The sequence below is a fragment of the Delftia acidovorans SPH-1 genome (genome assembly GCF_000018665.1).
Taxonomy (GTDB): domain Bacteria; phylum Pseudomonadota; class Gammaproteobacteria; order Burkholderiales; family Burkholderiaceae_C; genus Comamonas; species Comamonas acidovorans.
The window spans coordinates 4,512,518-4,525,398 of sequence record NC_010002.1 but is presented as its reverse complement, the minus strand read 5'-3'; the positions used below and the strand labels follow the sequence as shown (position 1 = coordinate 4,525,398).

Below are 12,881 nucleotides of genomic sequence, written 5' to 3'. Positions count from 1 at the left end.
CGCCGTGGTTGGTTTCAGGCTCTGGCGTCTAGCCGATTCTTGATCGCTTCGACCTTCTGGTGGTACTCGTTGGCCGCGTAGACCCGCTCCAGCGCATCGCGAAGCTCTCTTCGCGTGCACTGCTGCTGCATCTCATTGCAGATGCGCAGGGCCTCGTAGATGGCGTCGTACTCTGGCTTTGACGCTCCCCAGGTGTCGGCGCGTCCATGGCGGGCGCTGATTGAGCGCATGGCGTCCTGTGCGGCCACCATTGCAGGCTCAGCGTCTGGGAAGTGATCGCTTGCCAGGAACCTGCCCCAGTTGATCCGCAGCGTCAGCGTGTGCCACGTCGATTCGTCGGCAGTGCCTTCGATCAGCGTAGTGGCCAGGCCGAGCGGCACAAGCTGCAGCTGAGTCTCGTCTGCTTTGCCGAACCGGATGTTGATGGGCAACTGGATGTGCCCAGCGCCAGGAACAGGGCGCCGCTGTTTCTTTGCTGCGCGGCGCTGGGCTCTGTTGAGTTCCATGATTGCCTCTAGTAAGGGATGTCATCCCTTGCGTCTTGGTATTCATTGCGACCTTGTCGCGCAGGGGTGCTTTGATGGCCATCGCGCGGCTTTGGCTCGTTGAGGTATGCCCAACCATCCCAGCCCATCGGCACGGCTTCGAGCTTGAGCATCAGGCCATTGCGGCCTTCAATGACCGCGCCGATGGTGAGGTAACGGTTCTTTTCCTGTCCGTTGCTGTCTGTGTATTTGCCTGTGACGGCGGTGACTTCGTACTTGCGTGCCATGGTGGTCTTTCAGTTTTTGATGGATTGGGCATGAGCCTTGAGGCTGCTGCGTGTCTTCGAGTCAAGCTTTGGCCAGAGGTATGTCTTCTCTTCTGGATCGGTGATACCGATCAATTCGCCGTAGGCGCCATGCACGTCGTTGGCATCCATGCGCTCATTAATGGCCCGAACAACGCTGTCACATACAGCCATGCGCTCTGCAGACACCAAGGCGCCATCAGTTGGCTTGTGACGCGGCGCAGGCTTCTTGGAAGCAGCATTGCCGTCATCGTCTTCCGGGGCGATACCGCATGCCGCCATCAGTCCGTAGCGGCGCGCGTAGGTCAGTGCCGATCCATAGCCTTGGGGGTCCTGCTTGGACGCCGGGACGTGCAGCTTCCCTGCGCTGATCTGCTCGCCGGATTCGTGGATGAACAGCGTTTCTACGGTCACGCCACTCGGGTCTTCATGGCACGGCTGCATCAGCATGATCCCGTTGTTGTTGAGGCCGTCGATCACGGCTTCAACGCACGCGCTCAGGTCTGCGTACTTGCTGCGGAAATGGGGGTTCTGGCTGGTCTTGAGCGCAGGGCCAAACTCCTTCTGGGCCTTTACCAGTGCTGCCGAAATTGCTTGCATGATTTCTCCTAGAAGGCGGCTTCCTCGTCGCCGTATGTGTCCACGTACCATTCCGCTGTTTGCCGTGAAACGCCGTATTCGGTGATCCATTGCTGGATGGCTTGTTCACGTTGTTCGTCGCTCATATCGATCTCGGTTGCGCTAGAAGGCGCCTGAGTTGAAAGCGGCCACGGCCAGCGTCAGCGCACTGATGCCGGACCACAGGAATGCGTAGAAGAGGTGTTTCATTGCCGCTTCTCCTGCTGCAGCGCGGCCCGGTAGCCGTTCGCCGTGGCGATGCCCGTGCCTTCCGTGAGAAAGGCCCAGGTGCTGGACCAGCGCTCGGCCTTTTCGATGAGTGGCAAGTACCGGAGCATCTCTCCGCGCAGCTGGGCGATCTCTGCCTGCAGCTCTGCGTATGTGGGCATGTCTGAGCTCATGATGGCTCCCTAGTCAGCAGTGCTGTGATTGCTTCCTGTGCTGCGCGCGCGGCCTTCTCGGTTGCATAGACGCGTCCAAGCTTTTGCAGGTCAATAGGAGGGTTGAGATTTGCGTCCTCGAACCAACGGAAAACATCGCCGTAATTCGTGATGTAGAACCCCGGGCCGGACTTGATGGGCGCCTCGATCTCGCGGTCTCCTACCGTGATGGTCTTAGGCTTGATGCGGAATTCAAGCCGGCCTTCGTATCCACGCACCAGTTGTGCAATGACATACTGGTCAAAGGCATCCGGGAATGGCTCCCAATCGCCCAAATCGCCCTGATGCCCACGGCTCCTGGCCTCAACCGTTTCGCCATCTGCGATCCAGCGCAGTACCTGTGCGTGCGGGTGCTCTTCCTTCATCTCATCTCTCCTTGAGGCACTGGACCTCTGTATTGCTGATCCATTCGGCGTGCATCCCAGGGCACAGCCACTTGCCTGCAGCCGCGCGCTTGAGTTCCTGCGCTGTATCCGTGGGCTGCTCCTGTGCGCCAGCCTGGCTGCATCCTGTGAGGGCCAGCAGGAGCAGGGCGGACAGCACCATCAGCAGCCAGCCCCCGGGCACGCCATCGGCTTCCGGCTCATGGACCGGTCCAGGGGTCGAGCACTCGCGCAGGTAGCGGGCGTCGGGGTCGGGGTTGAAGGGCTCGGTAGGGGTCACTCGTTGCATTGCTGTGGCTCCTGAAAAGCGAAGCCCGCCGGGAGGGGCGGGTTCTGTGGGGAGTTGGATGGGCGGGGTCATGGGGACTCCTGTGGGGCTAGCGCGGCGGCAATCTCCATTGACGCCTGTAAGCCTTCATTCGAAATCTGCTCACACGCTTCGAGCATCATTTGCTCATCGCCTTGAGCCCCGTTTTCTGCCTCGGCCTTCATGCTGTTGATTGCGCACCCGGCATCCTCCAGGGCGCATTGGAGGGCCATGATCTTCGCGTCCTGGAGGCGGAGAGCAGAGACAGCATCAGCAGCCCACAGGTGCAGCACATCGGCCGGCATAGAGGCGCGGTACTCGCGCGCCAAGCTTCCGGGGGATGCGTGTTTCTTTGTTTGCTTCATGTTGTCCTCAAATGGCATCGGCGCTGAACTCCAGCGCCTGGGGTTGTTGGGCGAGCGCGGCTCGCCCGTTCTTTTCTGCGATGCGTGCGTCAATGGCTGCCCCCAACTCGTGTCCATGGAAGCCGATGGATGCATAGACGACCTGCCTGGGATGCGTCAGAGCTTCGGTTTCGCCAGATGTGCCGAACTGCTTGATGTAGTCGTAGCGCGCGGCTTTTTTGACTATTTCCGCATCAACGTTGGAAAGTGCAGTGGCAAGTTGCATTTCTAGGTCTCTGATGCGCTCCTGCTGAAGCAGGATCAACGCCTCAGCAATTGCGGGATGCGCTGCTGCCTTTGCTGCGTCAAGCATTGCGGGCCTCCTGCATGTCGCGGCGGGCGCACTGGTATGCGTACTTGCTCAGCCAGTTCTCAATGGCTTCGCCCTGGGCCTTGTAGTCCTTCAGTTCAGCGATGACCTTCGCGAGATCGAACGGGATCTCCTTCATTGCCTCGATCACGAACTCAGGTGCGTAATCAGGCCCGTAGTGGATCTGCACGTATGCGTCGAGGAACGAGTCCTCTGCGTCGTACTCGCCCTGCTGGTGGGCCAGAGCATCAGCGTCTCGGCTGGCGAGGCATGGGATACATGCGTTCATGCAACCACCTTTTTGATCTCTTGTATCTGCACGTCGAGCCATCCAGCCTTGCTCGCCAGCTCAGCACACTGCTTTGCCGCCGACTCCAGGCCGTATAGCTTGCTCCGCACTGCAGATCGCTTGGCATTGCGCTGCCACGCCACTTGGTCAAAGTCCTCAATCGGCTTGCCGCCAGCCTTGCGCGCCATAGCCTGCAGTCGCTCGCGAGCTGCGCGCGCATCATCCAGCAGGCCAGGGGCAACGCCGGTGACGCGCCAGCCCTTGTGCACAGACACCTGATCCGCCTTGTTCGCCGCACGCCGCTTGCGCTCGATCTCCAGGCCCTCCGCCTTCATGGCGCCGAGCTGCAGTTCGCTGATTTGCTGGCCGTGGATATTCACAAAAGAAAGACCCATGAGAAGCCTCCTTGCGGCCCGCAGGCCAGAAACGAAAAAGGCCCTGCATTGCAGAGCCTGGGTGTAAAGAGCCGCGTGGTGCGCGCCACGTTCCGTGCGATCAATCCCCGATTCCTGGGCGCGCGCGGCTGGAAAACCATCACAACTGCAACCGGCAGAGCTGCAGCACTATCCCGAGGGACCCAGTTGCAGATGTGATGGGCCCTGGGCTTGCCAGGGCGGGGGATCAGGGCCGCTTGCGCACGATGGCCGCGTGCCTCATGTTCATGCTCCAGTCAATGTCGTAGCCGAATTCATCAGCCAGACTGGCCAGTGAAGCCCCCTCGAAGTGATTTGGCAGAGGCCCGTTGTCGTCATGCCAACGGAACGCATCGCGCCATATCACCTTGTCGCCTTCCTTCAGGAAAGGGCGCAGCAGGTCGGCAACCTGCGCGTTTATGGACTTCATCTCTCATCTCCTTGTGTGCCCCGGCTACGAGCCGGGGGAGGGGTCAGGCTGCGGCTGGCGCGCGCTTCGTTACGGTCACGTCGTAGGTCTCGCCGCCGCCGACGATCTCGTATGCGCCGCCCTTGGACTGCGCGTATTCGATGGTCAGTCGATGGAAGTCCTGGGTCACGTCATGGCGCAGGGTTGCAGATTTGTAGTTGCCGCTACCAAGGTCGGTTACGCGGCCGGCGTATACGGTGCCCGTGAGGGGCGACAGCATCACGCGGAATTCAGTCTTTGCTTTCGCCATGTCTTCTCCTGTTGAAAAACCAAAGGCGCCGCAACGGGTCATGGCGCCTTTGGTTCTGCCCCTGTGCGCCAGGGGCGGGCGGTCAGGCGGACGCCTTCGGGGCGATGCTGAACTCCTGGCCATCCAGGTAGTAGTAGGTCTTGTCGTGGCGGTTGTATTCGCACTTCAGTGTGGCAACGTAGACCACATCGCCAACCATGAACTCCTGCTCATAGACATCATTTCCACAGTTGTAGGCGCCTTGGCAGTCATCGAACGCGCGGTTCGCCAGGACCTCCTCCAGAGCCTCGGCATCTTCCAAAGATGGGAAGACGTTGTTCTCGGCTGCCTGGTCGAACTCGTCGTAGGCCTGCTTCGCAGCCTCCAGGGCCTTCTGGGCGGCGTTGATTTCAGCCTTCAAGGTCTCGCGTGTCTGTGTGCTCATGAGTCACTCCGTGGTGGTTGAAAAAACGAAGCGCACTCGGCGAATGCGCTTTGTTTTGCCCAGATGTCGCTCTGGGCCGCGCCGGTTTCCCGGTCTCACGCTGTGGCTTCACTGATTGCGTTGAGGGGTCGCCACTCCCAAGTACCCGGTGCCTGATGGTTCCATGCCCGGTAACTCGCCTTTCGCATGTCCGCGAGACTGCGCGGCCAGGTGGTGGCCGGGTCTGCCGGCTCAGGTGTGTCGCATGTGCTCTCCTTCGCAGCGCGGGGCTGCTGGTGTTTCGCCGGATGTCCGCGCCGGCTCGCGAGTGCTTTTTTGATCTACCCCAGCTGGGGCCTAGGTCGCAGGTGTTGGTTCGTGCGCTCGCTGTCTTTTCGCTTTCGCTTCTGCCGACAGATCACAGGGGCAGGGCCTTGCGGCCTGTTCATCCTTCGTTGGAGAGCTACAGAGAGATGCGGGCAGGACGGCCATTCCCTGCTATGACACTGTCTGACGTGCCTCGCAAGCCACGCTCCCGCGCTTTCGCGCCGTCTTGGGCATGGACTGATTGCCTTCCCGAGGTCATCACCCCTCGCGTTTCGACTGTGGTGCACCCCCGTTACCTTTGGTGCCGCCGCATCTCTCTGTAGCCCTCGGTTGTTAAAGACCAGTCGGCGCAGGCTCTATCGCCTCCCACCCACCGCAGCCGCCCTGGGGCGTTTGTTGCTGCGATGGGATGTACTGTACCGATATCGGTATGAGGCGTCAATACCGAAATCGGTACGTGGCGGATATTTTTTTGCCCCTGCGTTTTGCGCTGCCGCCCAGACGCAAAAAAGCCCCGTCGTGCAGGGCTTGTGTTGGGGTGGGGCGGCTCAGTTGGCCGATGGCGCCAGGGTTGGGCGGCTACAGAGATCGCAACCTGACCAGGCGCTGATCGTCGGCCGTGGTGCCGCCCGCAACCAGCTCATCAATCGACTGTTGGACGCGCAGCTCGAGCATCTCGACATCATCTTGGCCTAGATGCGTTTTCGAGACGGCGCGGGCGTTTGTCAGTGCATCCGCCAAGGTCTCGATGTCTTGCAGGGTCGTGTAGGGCATTCAATGCTCCAGTTGCGCCGCAACAGCGCGGCACCACCATCTTGCTGTCACGACTGCCTGCCTGTGGGCAGCCGGGCATGAAAAAGCCCGCTCGGGGCGGGCTCTATTCGTTCTCTAGGGCGCCTATGCGCGAAGCTGGCGGCAAGTAAAAATCACCGCGAGTCGTGTAATGTTGGTACATGTCCAGAAGGGTTATCTCGTCCCCGCTGTTTCTCCACTGAAAGTGCAGTAGCCAGTCGGATGTGCCGCCAACAGACCTGCCTCTTCGGTACTCGGGGAGGCCCAAGTGGTAATGCCACAGGTCATGGCGCTTAGCAAAATCAAAATTCTGCGCGCCGGCATTAAGCCAAGAGGGGGAGATTCTGCCCGGGTACTTTGTTGGATCTTGCAGCCCGCAGCTTTGGAAAGTGCTAACGAATTCGCCAACAGCCAACTGCTGGTCCTCCCGCACTCTCGTCAGCTCTTGCGCGAACTGAAGATTGAAATGAACGATGTAGTTGCTCATGCGCCAGTTTTTGCGGCTGCTTTCATGAACGCAACGATCTCCAGCGGGCTAAGACCTGGCGGGACGGTGAAACGCGGACTGGACAAGGCCTTCTTCATGCGACTTTGATCGAAGTCGCCAGGCAACAGGTCGCCAGAGGCGCGGCCATCTGGCGCGTCTGGGGTAGCGTTCCTCGTCTTCTCTATGATCATAGTGATGATGTCATCCATAGGCCACCTCACGTAAGCGCCACCTGAAGCACAAGTCCAGTGCTTCAACGTACGACTACACGTTGCATGTAGTGCCTAGTGTCGCTAGGTAAAAATTGGCAAAGCCCTAAATTTTAGCACGAAAATTCATGACATTCTTTGTTCTGAAATTTCGTCGGTTAGGGCAGCTTAACACCCTTCTTCGCCTATATCTAGTGTTTCGATGCGAACTTCCGGGTGTTCCTCTGTAGGTTCGACGCTCACACGGTGCCAGTTGTGGGGTGTTCGCATCGTCCTTCGATGCTTGTTCGATGCTGCTTTCGCTTGGAAGTTCGGTAGCGAATGTCGTGAACCTGGTCGGTCTGGGCAGCATGGTCATGACCCTGAGCGGCCAGCCCTACAACCTCGCGGCGTCGGCCTTGCGCCGCTAGCCTCCTGGGCAGGCAGCGCCGATGCCGGTGTTGGAGGCGGCGTTGACCGTTGCGTATCTTGAGGATTCGTCCCGCAATGTCGCGCCTTTGATACCGGCCACGAACGACTTAAACCCAGCGTACCCACCGTAGCTGTTTTTCGCATTGACCTGCCCGCATACAACAGCTCCATCAAAATACGCTTTAAGGCGAACGTCGCGAAACTTTGCGCTGTCTGGGTCTTTTAGCACATGCAGAACAGCCTTCTTCCCCAGCTCAATCGCCTCAATTTCGTTGCCGCCTGAGTAGAGGAAATCCTTGATTTCATTTGAATAGGCGATGACTTCGTTTAGGGAGGCATCGCTAAGATCATCCACTGCTGTGCGATACGGCGTTGGCGCACATCCGCAAAGTGCGACAACCAGCGCTGTAATCAAAACTTTCTTCATCCCTCTCTCCTTCGTTGGCCTCAGAAGTCCTTGGCGCCGGCCTTGGTCTGCTGTTGCTGGCGCGCTTGCTCCTCGGCCTTAGCTGCCGCGCTACGGATGGAGACTGAGCCTTCGTCAATCTGGGAAGCGCGCAGCCTTGCGACCAGGTCAGAGTCGCCCTTTGCCCAGGTCTTGACCCAGTTGTCGAACTCTGCGCCGGCGCGGTTTTTCACAGGCTTGGTATCTATGGTTGCGGGCTTGCCGTACTTCTCTTCGAGGGCATCGCCAACGACACGCGCATGCGCAATCGGAAAGATCAGGTACAGGCTGGAGAACTTCCCATCAATGAACTTCGCTCGCCCATAGGTCACCATCCCGCCGCCAAAAGAGGTGCCCTCGCGGCATTCAGCCAGCTTCTGCTCGAAAGCTGCGGCCCCGCCTCTCATGTAGGTCGGCGCGCATGAATCACGCGTGTAAGTGCAAGCATCATCCTTGCACTGGTAAAGGGGTAGAGCCGCTTGGAATTGCTCCATCGAGGCGCCAAGACTTACCCCCTTATAAGAGAAGTCGTCAGCCAAAGCTGTGAGTGAACACGCTGCGAATGCAGCGGCAATGATCAAATTTTTCATCCCTCTCTCCTTCTTCAGAGCTTGGTTCCCATCCATATCGCGCGACCCTGGATTAAGGCTTCGGCCTTTCCGTCAACCACGATGTCTGGATGCTCGTCTTTGTCCGCATTGTCAGATACGGCATGCCATACATCGCTTACCCTCTGGAAGCGCTTCACGAGCATGTCTCCGTCCCAGGAGAACGCGTAGATACTGCCATTGCGCGGCTCTTTATCCGCCCGGTTCAGCAGCAAGATGGAGCCATCTCTGATGGTCGGCTCCATGCTGGTCCCCACCACATTGACCACTGCTGCGTTCAGTGGACTGACGCCTGCGGCGCGAAGGAAGTCTCGACGGAACTGAAGGGCGCTCAGGTGCTCGACAACGCCGTTTGACCGACCTGGCCCAGCGCCCACCTCGACGCTCAGGCGCGATATCTGGATGTAGTCATCCTCATCATCCACCTGCCCACGAAGCAGGGTGTCTATGTCGACGCGGAAGTAGTCGGCGAACTTCTGCAGCGACTCCATCCGGACCCCGGTTTCTCCGTTCTTGATCCGTCCAAGCGTGCCTTGCCCGATGTCGTAGCCATCCCGCTTCATTTCAGCCCGAAGCCCAGCGATGGACTTCTCGCCGAAGAGCATGGCGGCGTTCGCCGCGAGGGTTTCGTTGTTCGCTCCTTGCATGCGCGCGATTCTTTGCGCTTGATGTACCGATATCGGTATGTTAGAGTTGTACCGAAATCGGTTTATAGCTCTATCCATGAACACACCCATCACCACCTATTTGCAAGAGAAGTTGACCGAGGTCGGTACAGCTGGCTTCGAGCAGCTGGCCGCTGACACGGGAGTCAAGGTCAGCTTCATCCGCAAGTTCTTCTACGGAGGCCGCAAGGACCCGCGGGTGAACACCATCCAGCCGCTGCTGGACCACTTCCAGGCGCAGGAGCGACCCAGGGCCCGCCGTCGTGCTGCGTCGGCCGCCGCCCCCGCCCAGCCCAAGGAGCAGGCCCATGCTTCGTGATGACCTTGCTCTTTTGAAGATGGCTTGGCTGAGCCATGCGATGGCCAGGTACGACACGTTGGAAGAGGTAGCCCGCGAGGCCGCAGCAGCTCTGCCGCTCCTCCAGCGCGAGTTCACAGCCGAAATTGCATCGTTGAAGCTGAAGCAGGAGGAGGGTCGTCCTTCTTCACCTCCGCCACGCCTGCCAGAAGGCCGCGATACGCCTGAGCAAAGGCTGACGCGATGACCTCCTCCGTGATTTCTCCGTATATGGGCTGCGTCTGCCTCAGCACCTCGGCTGTGATGACAGCGGCTGGTGCGATCAATTCCTCTTTCATGTCCGCCCTCCTTGGCGATGTTGGTAACGGTTTGGAAGCCACCAGCATAGCCCAGCGAGTGGCGGGCACCTTTTCCTGAATTCAACCCAACAAGAACTGCCTGGAGGGCATACCAACCATGACATACCGCAACCGTGACCTCATCCGTGAACCCCTCTGCATGCTGCGTGCCAGCAAAGAGGAGCGGGAGAAGCTGATCGCTTGGGCCGAGCGCCGGTCCAACGGGGGAGCGGTTGCCCCGACGTTGCTGGACGCCTTGCTGCGCCTGGCCGACGACGAGATTCGTGAAGAAGAGCGTTCGCATCGGACAAATGCTACGCAGCGCCACGGCCTTGACAGGAACGCCTTCGGCGCTCTCCTGGCCGCGTGATGGCTTCTTCGGACCCGCCACATGACCAAAAAAGAAGCCACCCCCATGACCGAACCGCCGATGCAAATCGACTTCGGCAGCGCGTCGCCTGAACAGGTGCGCGCTCTCCAAAAGCTAGCAGATCGCGCGGGGCTCTCCTTCGAGGACTTCGCGCTGAAGCACCTGCTCTTGCTGGCTGAACGCGATGAGAAAAAGCCCGCGCAGGGCCCTATTGGGCGACTGCTGGGTTTCCGCCGCGCTCACTAGGCCGGCACTTTCCAGTTACTGCAAAGCAGCAATCCCATGAAGCCCACCGCATTCCACATCCCCACTCGCTCCGTGATGGCCGGCGCCAAGCCGTACAAGCCCGTCACTCCGAGCGCCATCAATCACATCCGTGTGGTCAGCAGCGCAAAGAGCCGCATTGACAACGACCGCCGCCGGGCAAATCGCCTGGCATCGATATGAAAGGGCAAAAGCAAAAACGCCTGCAGCTGGAGAGCTAGCAGGCGTTCTAGGAGTCTGGTCTCGGGTGCAACCGGGATTCAGACGAATCTGGAAAACACATGCGCATTTTATGGCCCCACCGGGCCAGCGCACAAGAGGAATCGAATGGCCAATGGTATTGACTGGTTCCGATGGCATCACGGCAGTGTCACGGACCCGAAATTTCAGCTAGTGGCGCGTCGCGCGGGATGCCGCCTGCCTGACGTGATCGCTGCCTGGGCGTTCGTTCTGGAGCAGGCCAGCGCGTCCAGCGACCGTGGCTCTTATGGTGATCTCGACTTCGAGTCCATCGACCTGCTGATGGGATTTGACGATGGCGTTACCCAAAAGATCGTGGCTGCCATGGAGGCGCGCGGCCTGCTGGTTGACGGGATGGTTGCTGCTTGGACGAAACGCCAAGTCAAGCGCGAGCGTACCGACGACAGCAGCACCGAGCGCGTGAAGGCGTTCCGCGAAAAGCAACGCCAAGAAACGCCGGAAGCTGGTGATGAAACGCCAGGAAACGCCACGCAACGCCAGGAAACGCCTAGAGAAGAGAAGAGGAGAGAAGAAGAGAAAGAAGAAGCTAAAGCTTCTTTGTCGACTTCGTCGCCGGAAAAGCCGATGGACGAGCTGTTCGCCGACGAGGGCAAGGCCAAGACCGCTGGCGTGCCGAGCTGCCCCATCGATGCCCTGCTGGACGCTTACGAGGAACTGCTGCCCACGCTGCCGGCGCCGCGCCGCTCGCTGTTCAAGGCCGGCAAGCGTGCCGCGCCGATGCGCCAGCGCTGGGCCTGGGTGCTGACGGCAACCCATGAGCGCGGTCCCCGTGCCGGACAGCGCCTGGCCACCAACGCCGCCGAGGGCGTGGAGTGGTTCCGCAAGTACTTCGAGCACGTCGCCAAGTCCGACTTCCTGACCGGCCGTGATGGCAAGTGGACGGGCTGCAACATCGGGTTCCTGATGCAGCTGGAGAAGTTCAGCAAGGTGCTGGAAGGCGCCTACCACCAGGCGGAGGTGTCCCATGCGTGAGCAACTGGCAACCCCCGTGAGCTACGAGACGGAGCGCGCGCTGTTGGGCGGCTTGCTGCTGGACCCGCAGGCGTGGACGGCTCTCCCTGAGCTGGACGATGCGGCGTTTTACGCCCCGACGCACCGCGACGTGTTCCGCGCCATCAAGACCTTGGCAACAACGGGCGCACCGACAGACCCGATCTCGGTCTTCGAGCAGCTGCGGCGCCAGGGCCTGGAGATCGAACTGGCGGATGTGACGGATCTCGCCCAGTACACGCCCAGCCCGTCGAGCATGCGCCGGTACGCCGAGGAGATCCTGGGCCAGTACCGCCTGCGGCAGTTGATGGACGCCGGCCGCGACATCGTGGACTTGGCCATGACGCCGGGCAACACGGCGGCGGAGCAGATCGACAAGGCCCAGATGATGCTGGCCAAGCTGGCGACGGTGAAAGCCAAGCGCGATCCCCAGTACATCCACGAGTCCCTGGAGAAGTACATCGCGCTGCTGCAGGACCTGTCGGAAGGGAAGAACCCCGCCATCGCCACCGGCATCGGCGGCCTGGACAAGCTGCTGAACGGTGGCATGCGCCGCGGCGAAGTGATGGTGATCGGCGCCCGGCCGAAGCACGGCAAGACCGCGCTGGCCCTGGCCATGGCCCGGAACATGGCCCGCGACAACAGCGTGCTCTACCTGAGCCAGGAAATGCCCGTGAACCAGCTGATGCACCGGCACACGGCTGCAGCAGGTTCGTTCGACATCTCCCGAATCCTGGCCGCGAGCGAGGCCGACACAGCCATGTGGGACGCGGTTGGTGACGCCGCGCGCCGCCTGGGGAATCTGCGCCTGAGCCATGACGACCAGTGCAGCCTGTCCCTGATGGATATCCGTCGCAAGGCGCTGAAGGTGCGCCGCGAGCGCGGCCTGGACGTGCTGTTCGTGGACTTCCTGCAGCTCATGGAAGGCGCCGGCGAGGAAAACCGCAACCGCGAACTGGACGTGATCGTCAACGGCATCAAGTCCTTCGCCCTGGACCTGGGCATCTGCGTTGTGGTCTTGAGCCAGATGAGCCGCAAGGCCGACGAGCACTACGGCCGTCCCACGATGAGCCACCTGCGCGACTCCGGCGCCATCGAGGCCGCAGCCGACCAGATCGCACTGCTGTTCACCGACTGGGCCCACCCGCAGAGCAAGCGCACCGCCGAGTTCGAGGGCTATGCCGAGCTGGAGATCGTTGCCCACCGCAACGGTCCCCAGGGCGTGGTGCCCATGGAGTTCATCGGCAAGTACCAGCAGATGGGCGATTGGCTCAAGCCGCTGCCCGTCCGTCGCCCAGTTGCAGAGCCCACCGGCCGCGCCCGCGCCGCCAATTTCTAGG

26 protein-coding genes are annotated in these 12,881 nt (G+C 60.5%); 6 read left to right on the top strand and 20 right to left on the bottom strand.

All coding sequences use genetic code 11. From position 1 onward, the window contains the following. Positions 1-14 precede the first annotated feature (14 nt). From DACI_RS20800 to DACI_RS20710, 19 genes are all read right to left on the bottom strand, one after another. The gene (locus DACI_RS20800) at positions 15-506 is read right to left on the bottom strand and encodes a hypothetical protein (protein ID WP_012205942.1); all 492 of its coding nucleotides are present in this window, start codon (positions 504-506) and stop codon (positions 15-17) included. Between the two features lie 8 nt (positions 507-514). Beyond that, entirely contained in the window at positions 515-772 is a 258-nt protein-coding gene (locus DACI_RS20795; RefSeq protein ID WP_012205941.1) for a hypothetical protein, read from the bottom strand. Positions 773-781: 9 nt separating this feature from the next. After that, the gene (locus DACI_RS20790) at positions 782-1,390 is read right to left on the bottom strand and encodes an ERF family protein (RefSeq protein WP_012205940.1); all 609 of its coding nucleotides are present in this window, start codon (positions 1,388-1,390) and stop codon (positions 782-784) included. A gap of 224 nt (positions 1,391-1,614) precedes the next feature. Further along, complete coding sequence (locus DACI_RS20785; RefSeq protein ID WP_043782168.1) at positions 1,615-1,797, bottom strand: hypothetical protein; 183 nt, start codon at positions 1,795-1,797, stop codon at positions 1,615-1,617. Positions 1,798-1,805: 8 nt separating this feature from the next. Then, positions 1,806-2,213, bottom strand: coding sequence for a hypothetical protein (locus tag DACI_RS20780; RefSeq protein ID WP_012205045.1), 408 nt, complete (start codon positions 2,211-2,213; stop codon positions 1,806-1,808). Position 2,214: 1 nt separating this feature from the next. Further along, on the bottom strand, positions 2,215-2,520 hold the full coding sequence (locus DACI_RS20775) for a hypothetical protein (RefSeq protein WP_043781687.1): 306 nt from the start codon (positions 2,518-2,520) through the stop codon (positions 2,215-2,217). A 68-nt stretch (positions 2,521-2,588) separates the two neighbouring features. Further along, positions 2,589-2,903 carry a hypothetical protein gene (locus tag DACI_RS20770; protein ID WP_157059656.1) on the bottom strand — a complete coding sequence of 105 codons (315 nt, stop codon included), beginning with the start codon at positions 2,901-2,903 and terminating at the stop codon, positions 2,589-2,591. Positions 2,904-2,910: 7 nt separating this feature from the next. After that, positions 2,911-3,255 carry a hypothetical protein gene (locus DACI_RS20765; RefSeq protein WP_012205047.1) on the bottom strand — a complete coding sequence of 115 codons (345 nt, stop codon included), beginning with the start codon at positions 3,253-3,255 and terminating at the stop codon, positions 2,911-2,913. Continuing rightward, positions 3,248-3,541, bottom strand: coding sequence for a hypothetical protein (locus tag DACI_RS20760; RefSeq protein ID WP_012205048.1), 294 nt, complete (start codon positions 3,539-3,541; stop codon positions 3,248-3,250). Before DACI_RS20760 ends, DACI_RS20765 begins: the two co-directional genes overlap by 8 nt. Continuing rightward, positions 3,538-3,936, bottom strand: coding sequence for a hypothetical protein (locus tag DACI_RS20755; RefSeq protein ID WP_012205937.1), 399 nt, complete (start codon positions 3,934-3,936; stop codon positions 3,538-3,540). The genes DACI_RS20760 and DACI_RS20755 overlap by 4 nt, the downstream gene beginning before the upstream one ends. A 226-nt stretch (positions 3,937-4,162) precedes the next feature. Next, entirely contained in the window at positions 4,163-4,384 is a 222-nt protein-coding gene (locus DACI_RS20750) for a hypothetical protein (protein WP_012205050.1), read from the bottom strand. A 43-nt stretch (positions 4,385-4,427) separates the two neighbouring features. Beyond that, positions 4,428-4,673 (bottom strand): DUF7446 family protein, encoded by a 246-nt coding sequence (locus DACI_RS20745; RefSeq protein ID WP_012203850.1) that lies wholly within the window; start codon positions 4,671-4,673, stop codon positions 4,428-4,430. Positions 4,674-4,755: 82 nt separating this feature from the next. Further along, positions 4,756-5,097 carry a hypothetical protein gene (locus tag DACI_RS20740; RefSeq protein WP_012203851.1) on the bottom strand — a complete coding sequence of 114 codons (342 nt, stop codon included), beginning with the start codon at positions 5,095-5,097 and terminating at the stop codon, positions 4,756-4,758. Between the two features lie 885 nt (positions 5,098-5,982). Continuing rightward, the gene (locus DACI_RS20735; RefSeq protein ID WP_043782166.1) at positions 5,983-6,177 is read right to left on the bottom strand and encodes a hypothetical protein; all 195 of its coding nucleotides are present in this window, start codon (positions 6,175-6,177) and stop codon (positions 5,983-5,985) included. A gap of 103 nt (positions 6,178-6,280) precedes the next feature. After that, complete coding sequence (locus DACI_RS20730) at positions 6,281-6,682, bottom strand: hypothetical protein (protein WP_043781691.1); 402 nt, start codon at positions 6,680-6,682, stop codon at positions 6,281-6,283. After that, positions 6,679-6,891, bottom strand: a complete 213-nt coding sequence (locus DACI_RS20725; protein WP_043781693.1) for a hypothetical protein — start codon at positions 6,889-6,891, stop codon at positions 6,679-6,681. The genes DACI_RS20730 and DACI_RS20725 overlap by 4 nt, the downstream gene beginning before the upstream one ends. Before the next feature lie 406 nt (positions 6,892-7,297). Continuing rightward, complete coding sequence (locus tag DACI_RS30835) at positions 7,298-7,729, bottom strand: hypothetical protein (protein ID WP_012205936.1); 432 nt, start codon at positions 7,727-7,729, stop codon at positions 7,298-7,300. 20 nt (positions 7,730-7,749) lie between these two features. Further along, positions 7,750-8,337: a hypothetical protein gene (locus DACI_RS20715; RefSeq protein ID WP_012205935.1), complete on the bottom strand. Its 588-nt coding sequence runs from the start codon at positions 8,335-8,337 to the stop codon at positions 7,750-7,752. Positions 8,338-8,351: 14 nt separating this feature from the next. Next, positions 8,352-9,002, bottom strand: coding sequence for a LexA family transcriptional regulator (locus DACI_RS20710; protein ID WP_012205934.1), 651 nt, complete (start codon positions 9,000-9,002; stop codon positions 8,352-8,354). A gap of 76 nt (positions 9,003-9,078) precedes the next feature. Here DACI_RS20710 and DACI_RS32205 point away from each other — a divergent pair, with 76 nt between their 5' ends. Continuing rightward, the gene (locus tag DACI_RS32205; RefSeq protein WP_192812296.1) at positions 9,079-9,339 is read left to right on the top strand and encodes a hypothetical protein; all 261 of its coding nucleotides are present in this window, start codon (positions 9,079-9,081) and stop codon (positions 9,337-9,339) included. A 113-nt stretch (positions 9,340-9,452) separates the two neighbouring features. Here the strand turns inward: DACI_RS32205 and DACI_RS20700 are convergent, their stop codons facing one another. Then, on the bottom strand, positions 9,453-9,656 hold the full coding sequence (locus tag DACI_RS20700) for a hypothetical protein (protein WP_016449460.1): 204 nt from the start codon (positions 9,654-9,656) through the stop codon (positions 9,453-9,455). A gap of 118 nt (positions 9,657-9,774) precedes the next feature. Here DACI_RS20700 and DACI_RS20695 point away from each other — a divergent pair, with 118 nt between their 5' ends. The 5 genes from DACI_RS20695 to DACI_RS20675 all read left to right on the top strand — a co-directional run bounded on the left by DACI_RS20695 (position 9,775) and on the right by DACI_RS20675 (position 12,880). Next, positions 9,775-10,026, top strand: a complete 252-nt coding sequence (locus DACI_RS20695; RefSeq protein WP_043781695.1) for a hypothetical protein — start codon at positions 9,775-9,777, stop codon at positions 10,024-10,026. A gap of 21 nt (positions 10,027-10,047) precedes the next feature. Further along, a complete protein-coding gene (locus DACI_RS20690) occupies positions 10,048-10,272 on the top strand; it encodes a hypothetical protein (RefSeq protein ID WP_157059657.1) in 225 nt (74 codons plus the stop codon). Between the two features lie 36 nt (positions 10,273-10,308). Continuing rightward, on the top strand, positions 10,309-10,473 hold the full coding sequence (locus tag DACI_RS32200; protein WP_157059658.1) for a hypothetical protein: 165 nt from the start codon (positions 10,309-10,311) through the stop codon (positions 10,471-10,473). A 144-nt stretch (positions 10,474-10,617) separates the two neighbouring features. Then, positions 10,618-11,523, top strand: a complete 906-nt coding sequence (locus tag DACI_RS32195) for a hypothetical protein (protein WP_012205932.1) — start codon at positions 10,618-10,620, stop codon at positions 11,521-11,523. Further along, positions 11,516-12,880 (top strand): replicative DNA helicase, encoded by a 1,365-nt coding sequence (locus DACI_RS20675; RefSeq protein ID WP_012205931.1) that lies wholly within the window; start codon positions 11,516-11,518, stop codon positions 12,878-12,880. Before DACI_RS32195 ends, DACI_RS20675 begins: the two co-directional genes overlap by 8 nt. Position 12,881 lies beyond the last annotated feature (1 nt).

What these genes read in the sequence shown, in the direction of transcription:
- DACI_RS32195 (WP_012205932.1), top strand. Translation starts at nt 10,618, where the DNA reads ATGGCCAATGGTATTGACTGGTTCCGATGGCATCACGGCAGTGTCACG.
- DACI_RS32205 (WP_192812296.1), top strand. Translation starts at nt 9,079, where the DNA reads ATGAACACACCCATCACCACCTATTTGCAAGAGAAGTTGACCGAGGTC.
- DACI_RS20740 (WP_012203851.1), bottom strand. Translation starts at nt 5,097, where the DNA reads ATGAGCACACAGACACGCGAGACCTTGAAGGCTGAAATCAACGCCGCC.
- DACI_RS20770 (WP_157059656.1), bottom strand. Translation starts at nt 2,903, where the DNA reads ATGAAGCAAACAAAGAAACACGCATCCCCCGGAAGCTTGGCGCGCGAG.
- DACI_RS20690 (WP_157059657.1), top strand. Translation starts at nt 10,048, where the DNA reads ATGACCAAAAAAGAAGCCACCCCCATGACCGAACCGCCGATGCAAATC.
- DACI_RS20785 (WP_043782168.1), bottom strand. Translation starts at nt 1,797, where the DNA reads ATGCCCACATACGCAGAGCTGCAGGCAGAGATCGCCCAGCTGCGCGGA.
- DACI_RS20710 (WP_012205934.1), bottom strand. Translation starts at nt 9,002, where the DNA reads ATGCAAGGAGCGAACAACGAAACCCTCGCGGCGAACGCCGCCATGCTC.
- DACI_RS20700 (WP_016449460.1), bottom strand. Translation starts at nt 9,656, where the DNA reads ATGAAAGAGGAATTGATCGCACCAGCCGCTGTCATCACAGCCGAGGTG.
- DACI_RS20695 (WP_043781695.1), top strand. Translation starts at nt 9,775, where the DNA reads ATGACATACCGCAACCGTGACCTCATCCGTGAACCCCTCTGCATGCTG.
- DACI_RS20750 (WP_012205050.1), bottom strand. Translation starts at nt 4,384, where the DNA reads ATGAAGTCCATAAACGCGCAGGTTGCCGACCTGCTGCGCCCTTTCCTG.
- DACI_RS32200 (WP_157059658.1), top strand. Translation starts at nt 10,309, where the DNA reads ATGAAGCCCACCGCATTCCACATCCCCACTCGCTCCGTGATGGCCGGC.
- DACI_RS20800 (WP_012205942.1), bottom strand. Translation starts at nt 506, where the DNA reads ATGGAACTCAACAGAGCCCAGCGCCGCGCAGCAAAGAAACAGCGGCGC.
- DACI_RS20725 (WP_043781693.1), bottom strand. Translation starts at nt 6,891, where the DNA reads ATGGATGACATCATCACTATGATCATAGAGAAGACGAGGAACGCTACC.
- DACI_RS20755 (WP_012205937.1), bottom strand. Translation starts at nt 3,936, where the DNA reads ATGGGTCTTTCTTTTGTGAATATCCACGGCCAGCAAATCAGCGAACTG.
- DACI_RS20675 (WP_012205931.1), top strand. Translation starts at nt 11,516, where the DNA reads ATGCGTGAGCAACTGGCAACCCCCGTGAGCTACGAGACGGAGCGCGCG.
- DACI_RS20715 (WP_012205935.1), bottom strand. Translation starts at nt 8,337, where the DNA reads ATGAAAAATTTGATCATTGCCGCTGCATTCGCAGCGTGTTCACTCACA.
- DACI_RS20775 (WP_043781687.1), bottom strand. Translation starts at nt 2,520, where the DNA reads ATGCAACGAGTGACCCCTACCGAGCCCTTCAACCCCGACCCCGACGCC.
- DACI_RS20735 (WP_043782166.1), bottom strand. Translation starts at nt 6,177, where the DNA reads ATGCCCTACACGACCCTGCAAGACATCGAGACCTTGGCGGATGCACTG.
- DACI_RS20780 (WP_012205045.1), bottom strand. Translation starts at nt 2,213, where the DNA reads ATGAAGGAAGAGCACCCGCACGCACAGGTACTGCGCTGGATCGCAGAT.
- DACI_RS30835 (WP_012205936.1), bottom strand. Translation starts at nt 7,729, where the DNA reads ATGAAGAAAGTTTTGATTACAGCGCTGGTTGTCGCACTTTGCGGATGT.
- DACI_RS20730 (WP_043781691.1), bottom strand. Translation starts at nt 6,682, where the DNA reads ATGAGCAACTACATCGTTCATTTCAATCTTCAGTTCGCGCAAGAGCTG.
- DACI_RS20760 (WP_012205048.1), bottom strand. Translation starts at nt 3,541, where the DNA reads ATGAACGCATGTATCCCATGCCTCGCCAGCCGAGACGCTGATGCTCTG.
- DACI_RS20745 (WP_012203850.1), bottom strand. Translation starts at nt 4,673, where the DNA reads ATGGCGAAAGCAAAGACTGAATTCCGCGTGATGCTGTCGCCCCTCACG.
- DACI_RS20790 (WP_012205940.1), bottom strand. Translation starts at nt 1,390, where the DNA reads ATGCAAGCAATTTCGGCAGCACTGGTAAAGGCCCAGAAGGAGTTTGGC.
- DACI_RS20765 (WP_012205047.1), bottom strand. Translation starts at nt 3,255, where the DNA reads ATGCTTGACGCAGCAAAGGCAGCAGCGCATCCCGCAATTGCTGAGGCG.
- DACI_RS20795 (WP_012205941.1), bottom strand. Translation starts at nt 772, where the DNA reads ATGGCACGCAAGTACGAAGTCACCGCCGTCACAGGCAAATACACAGAC.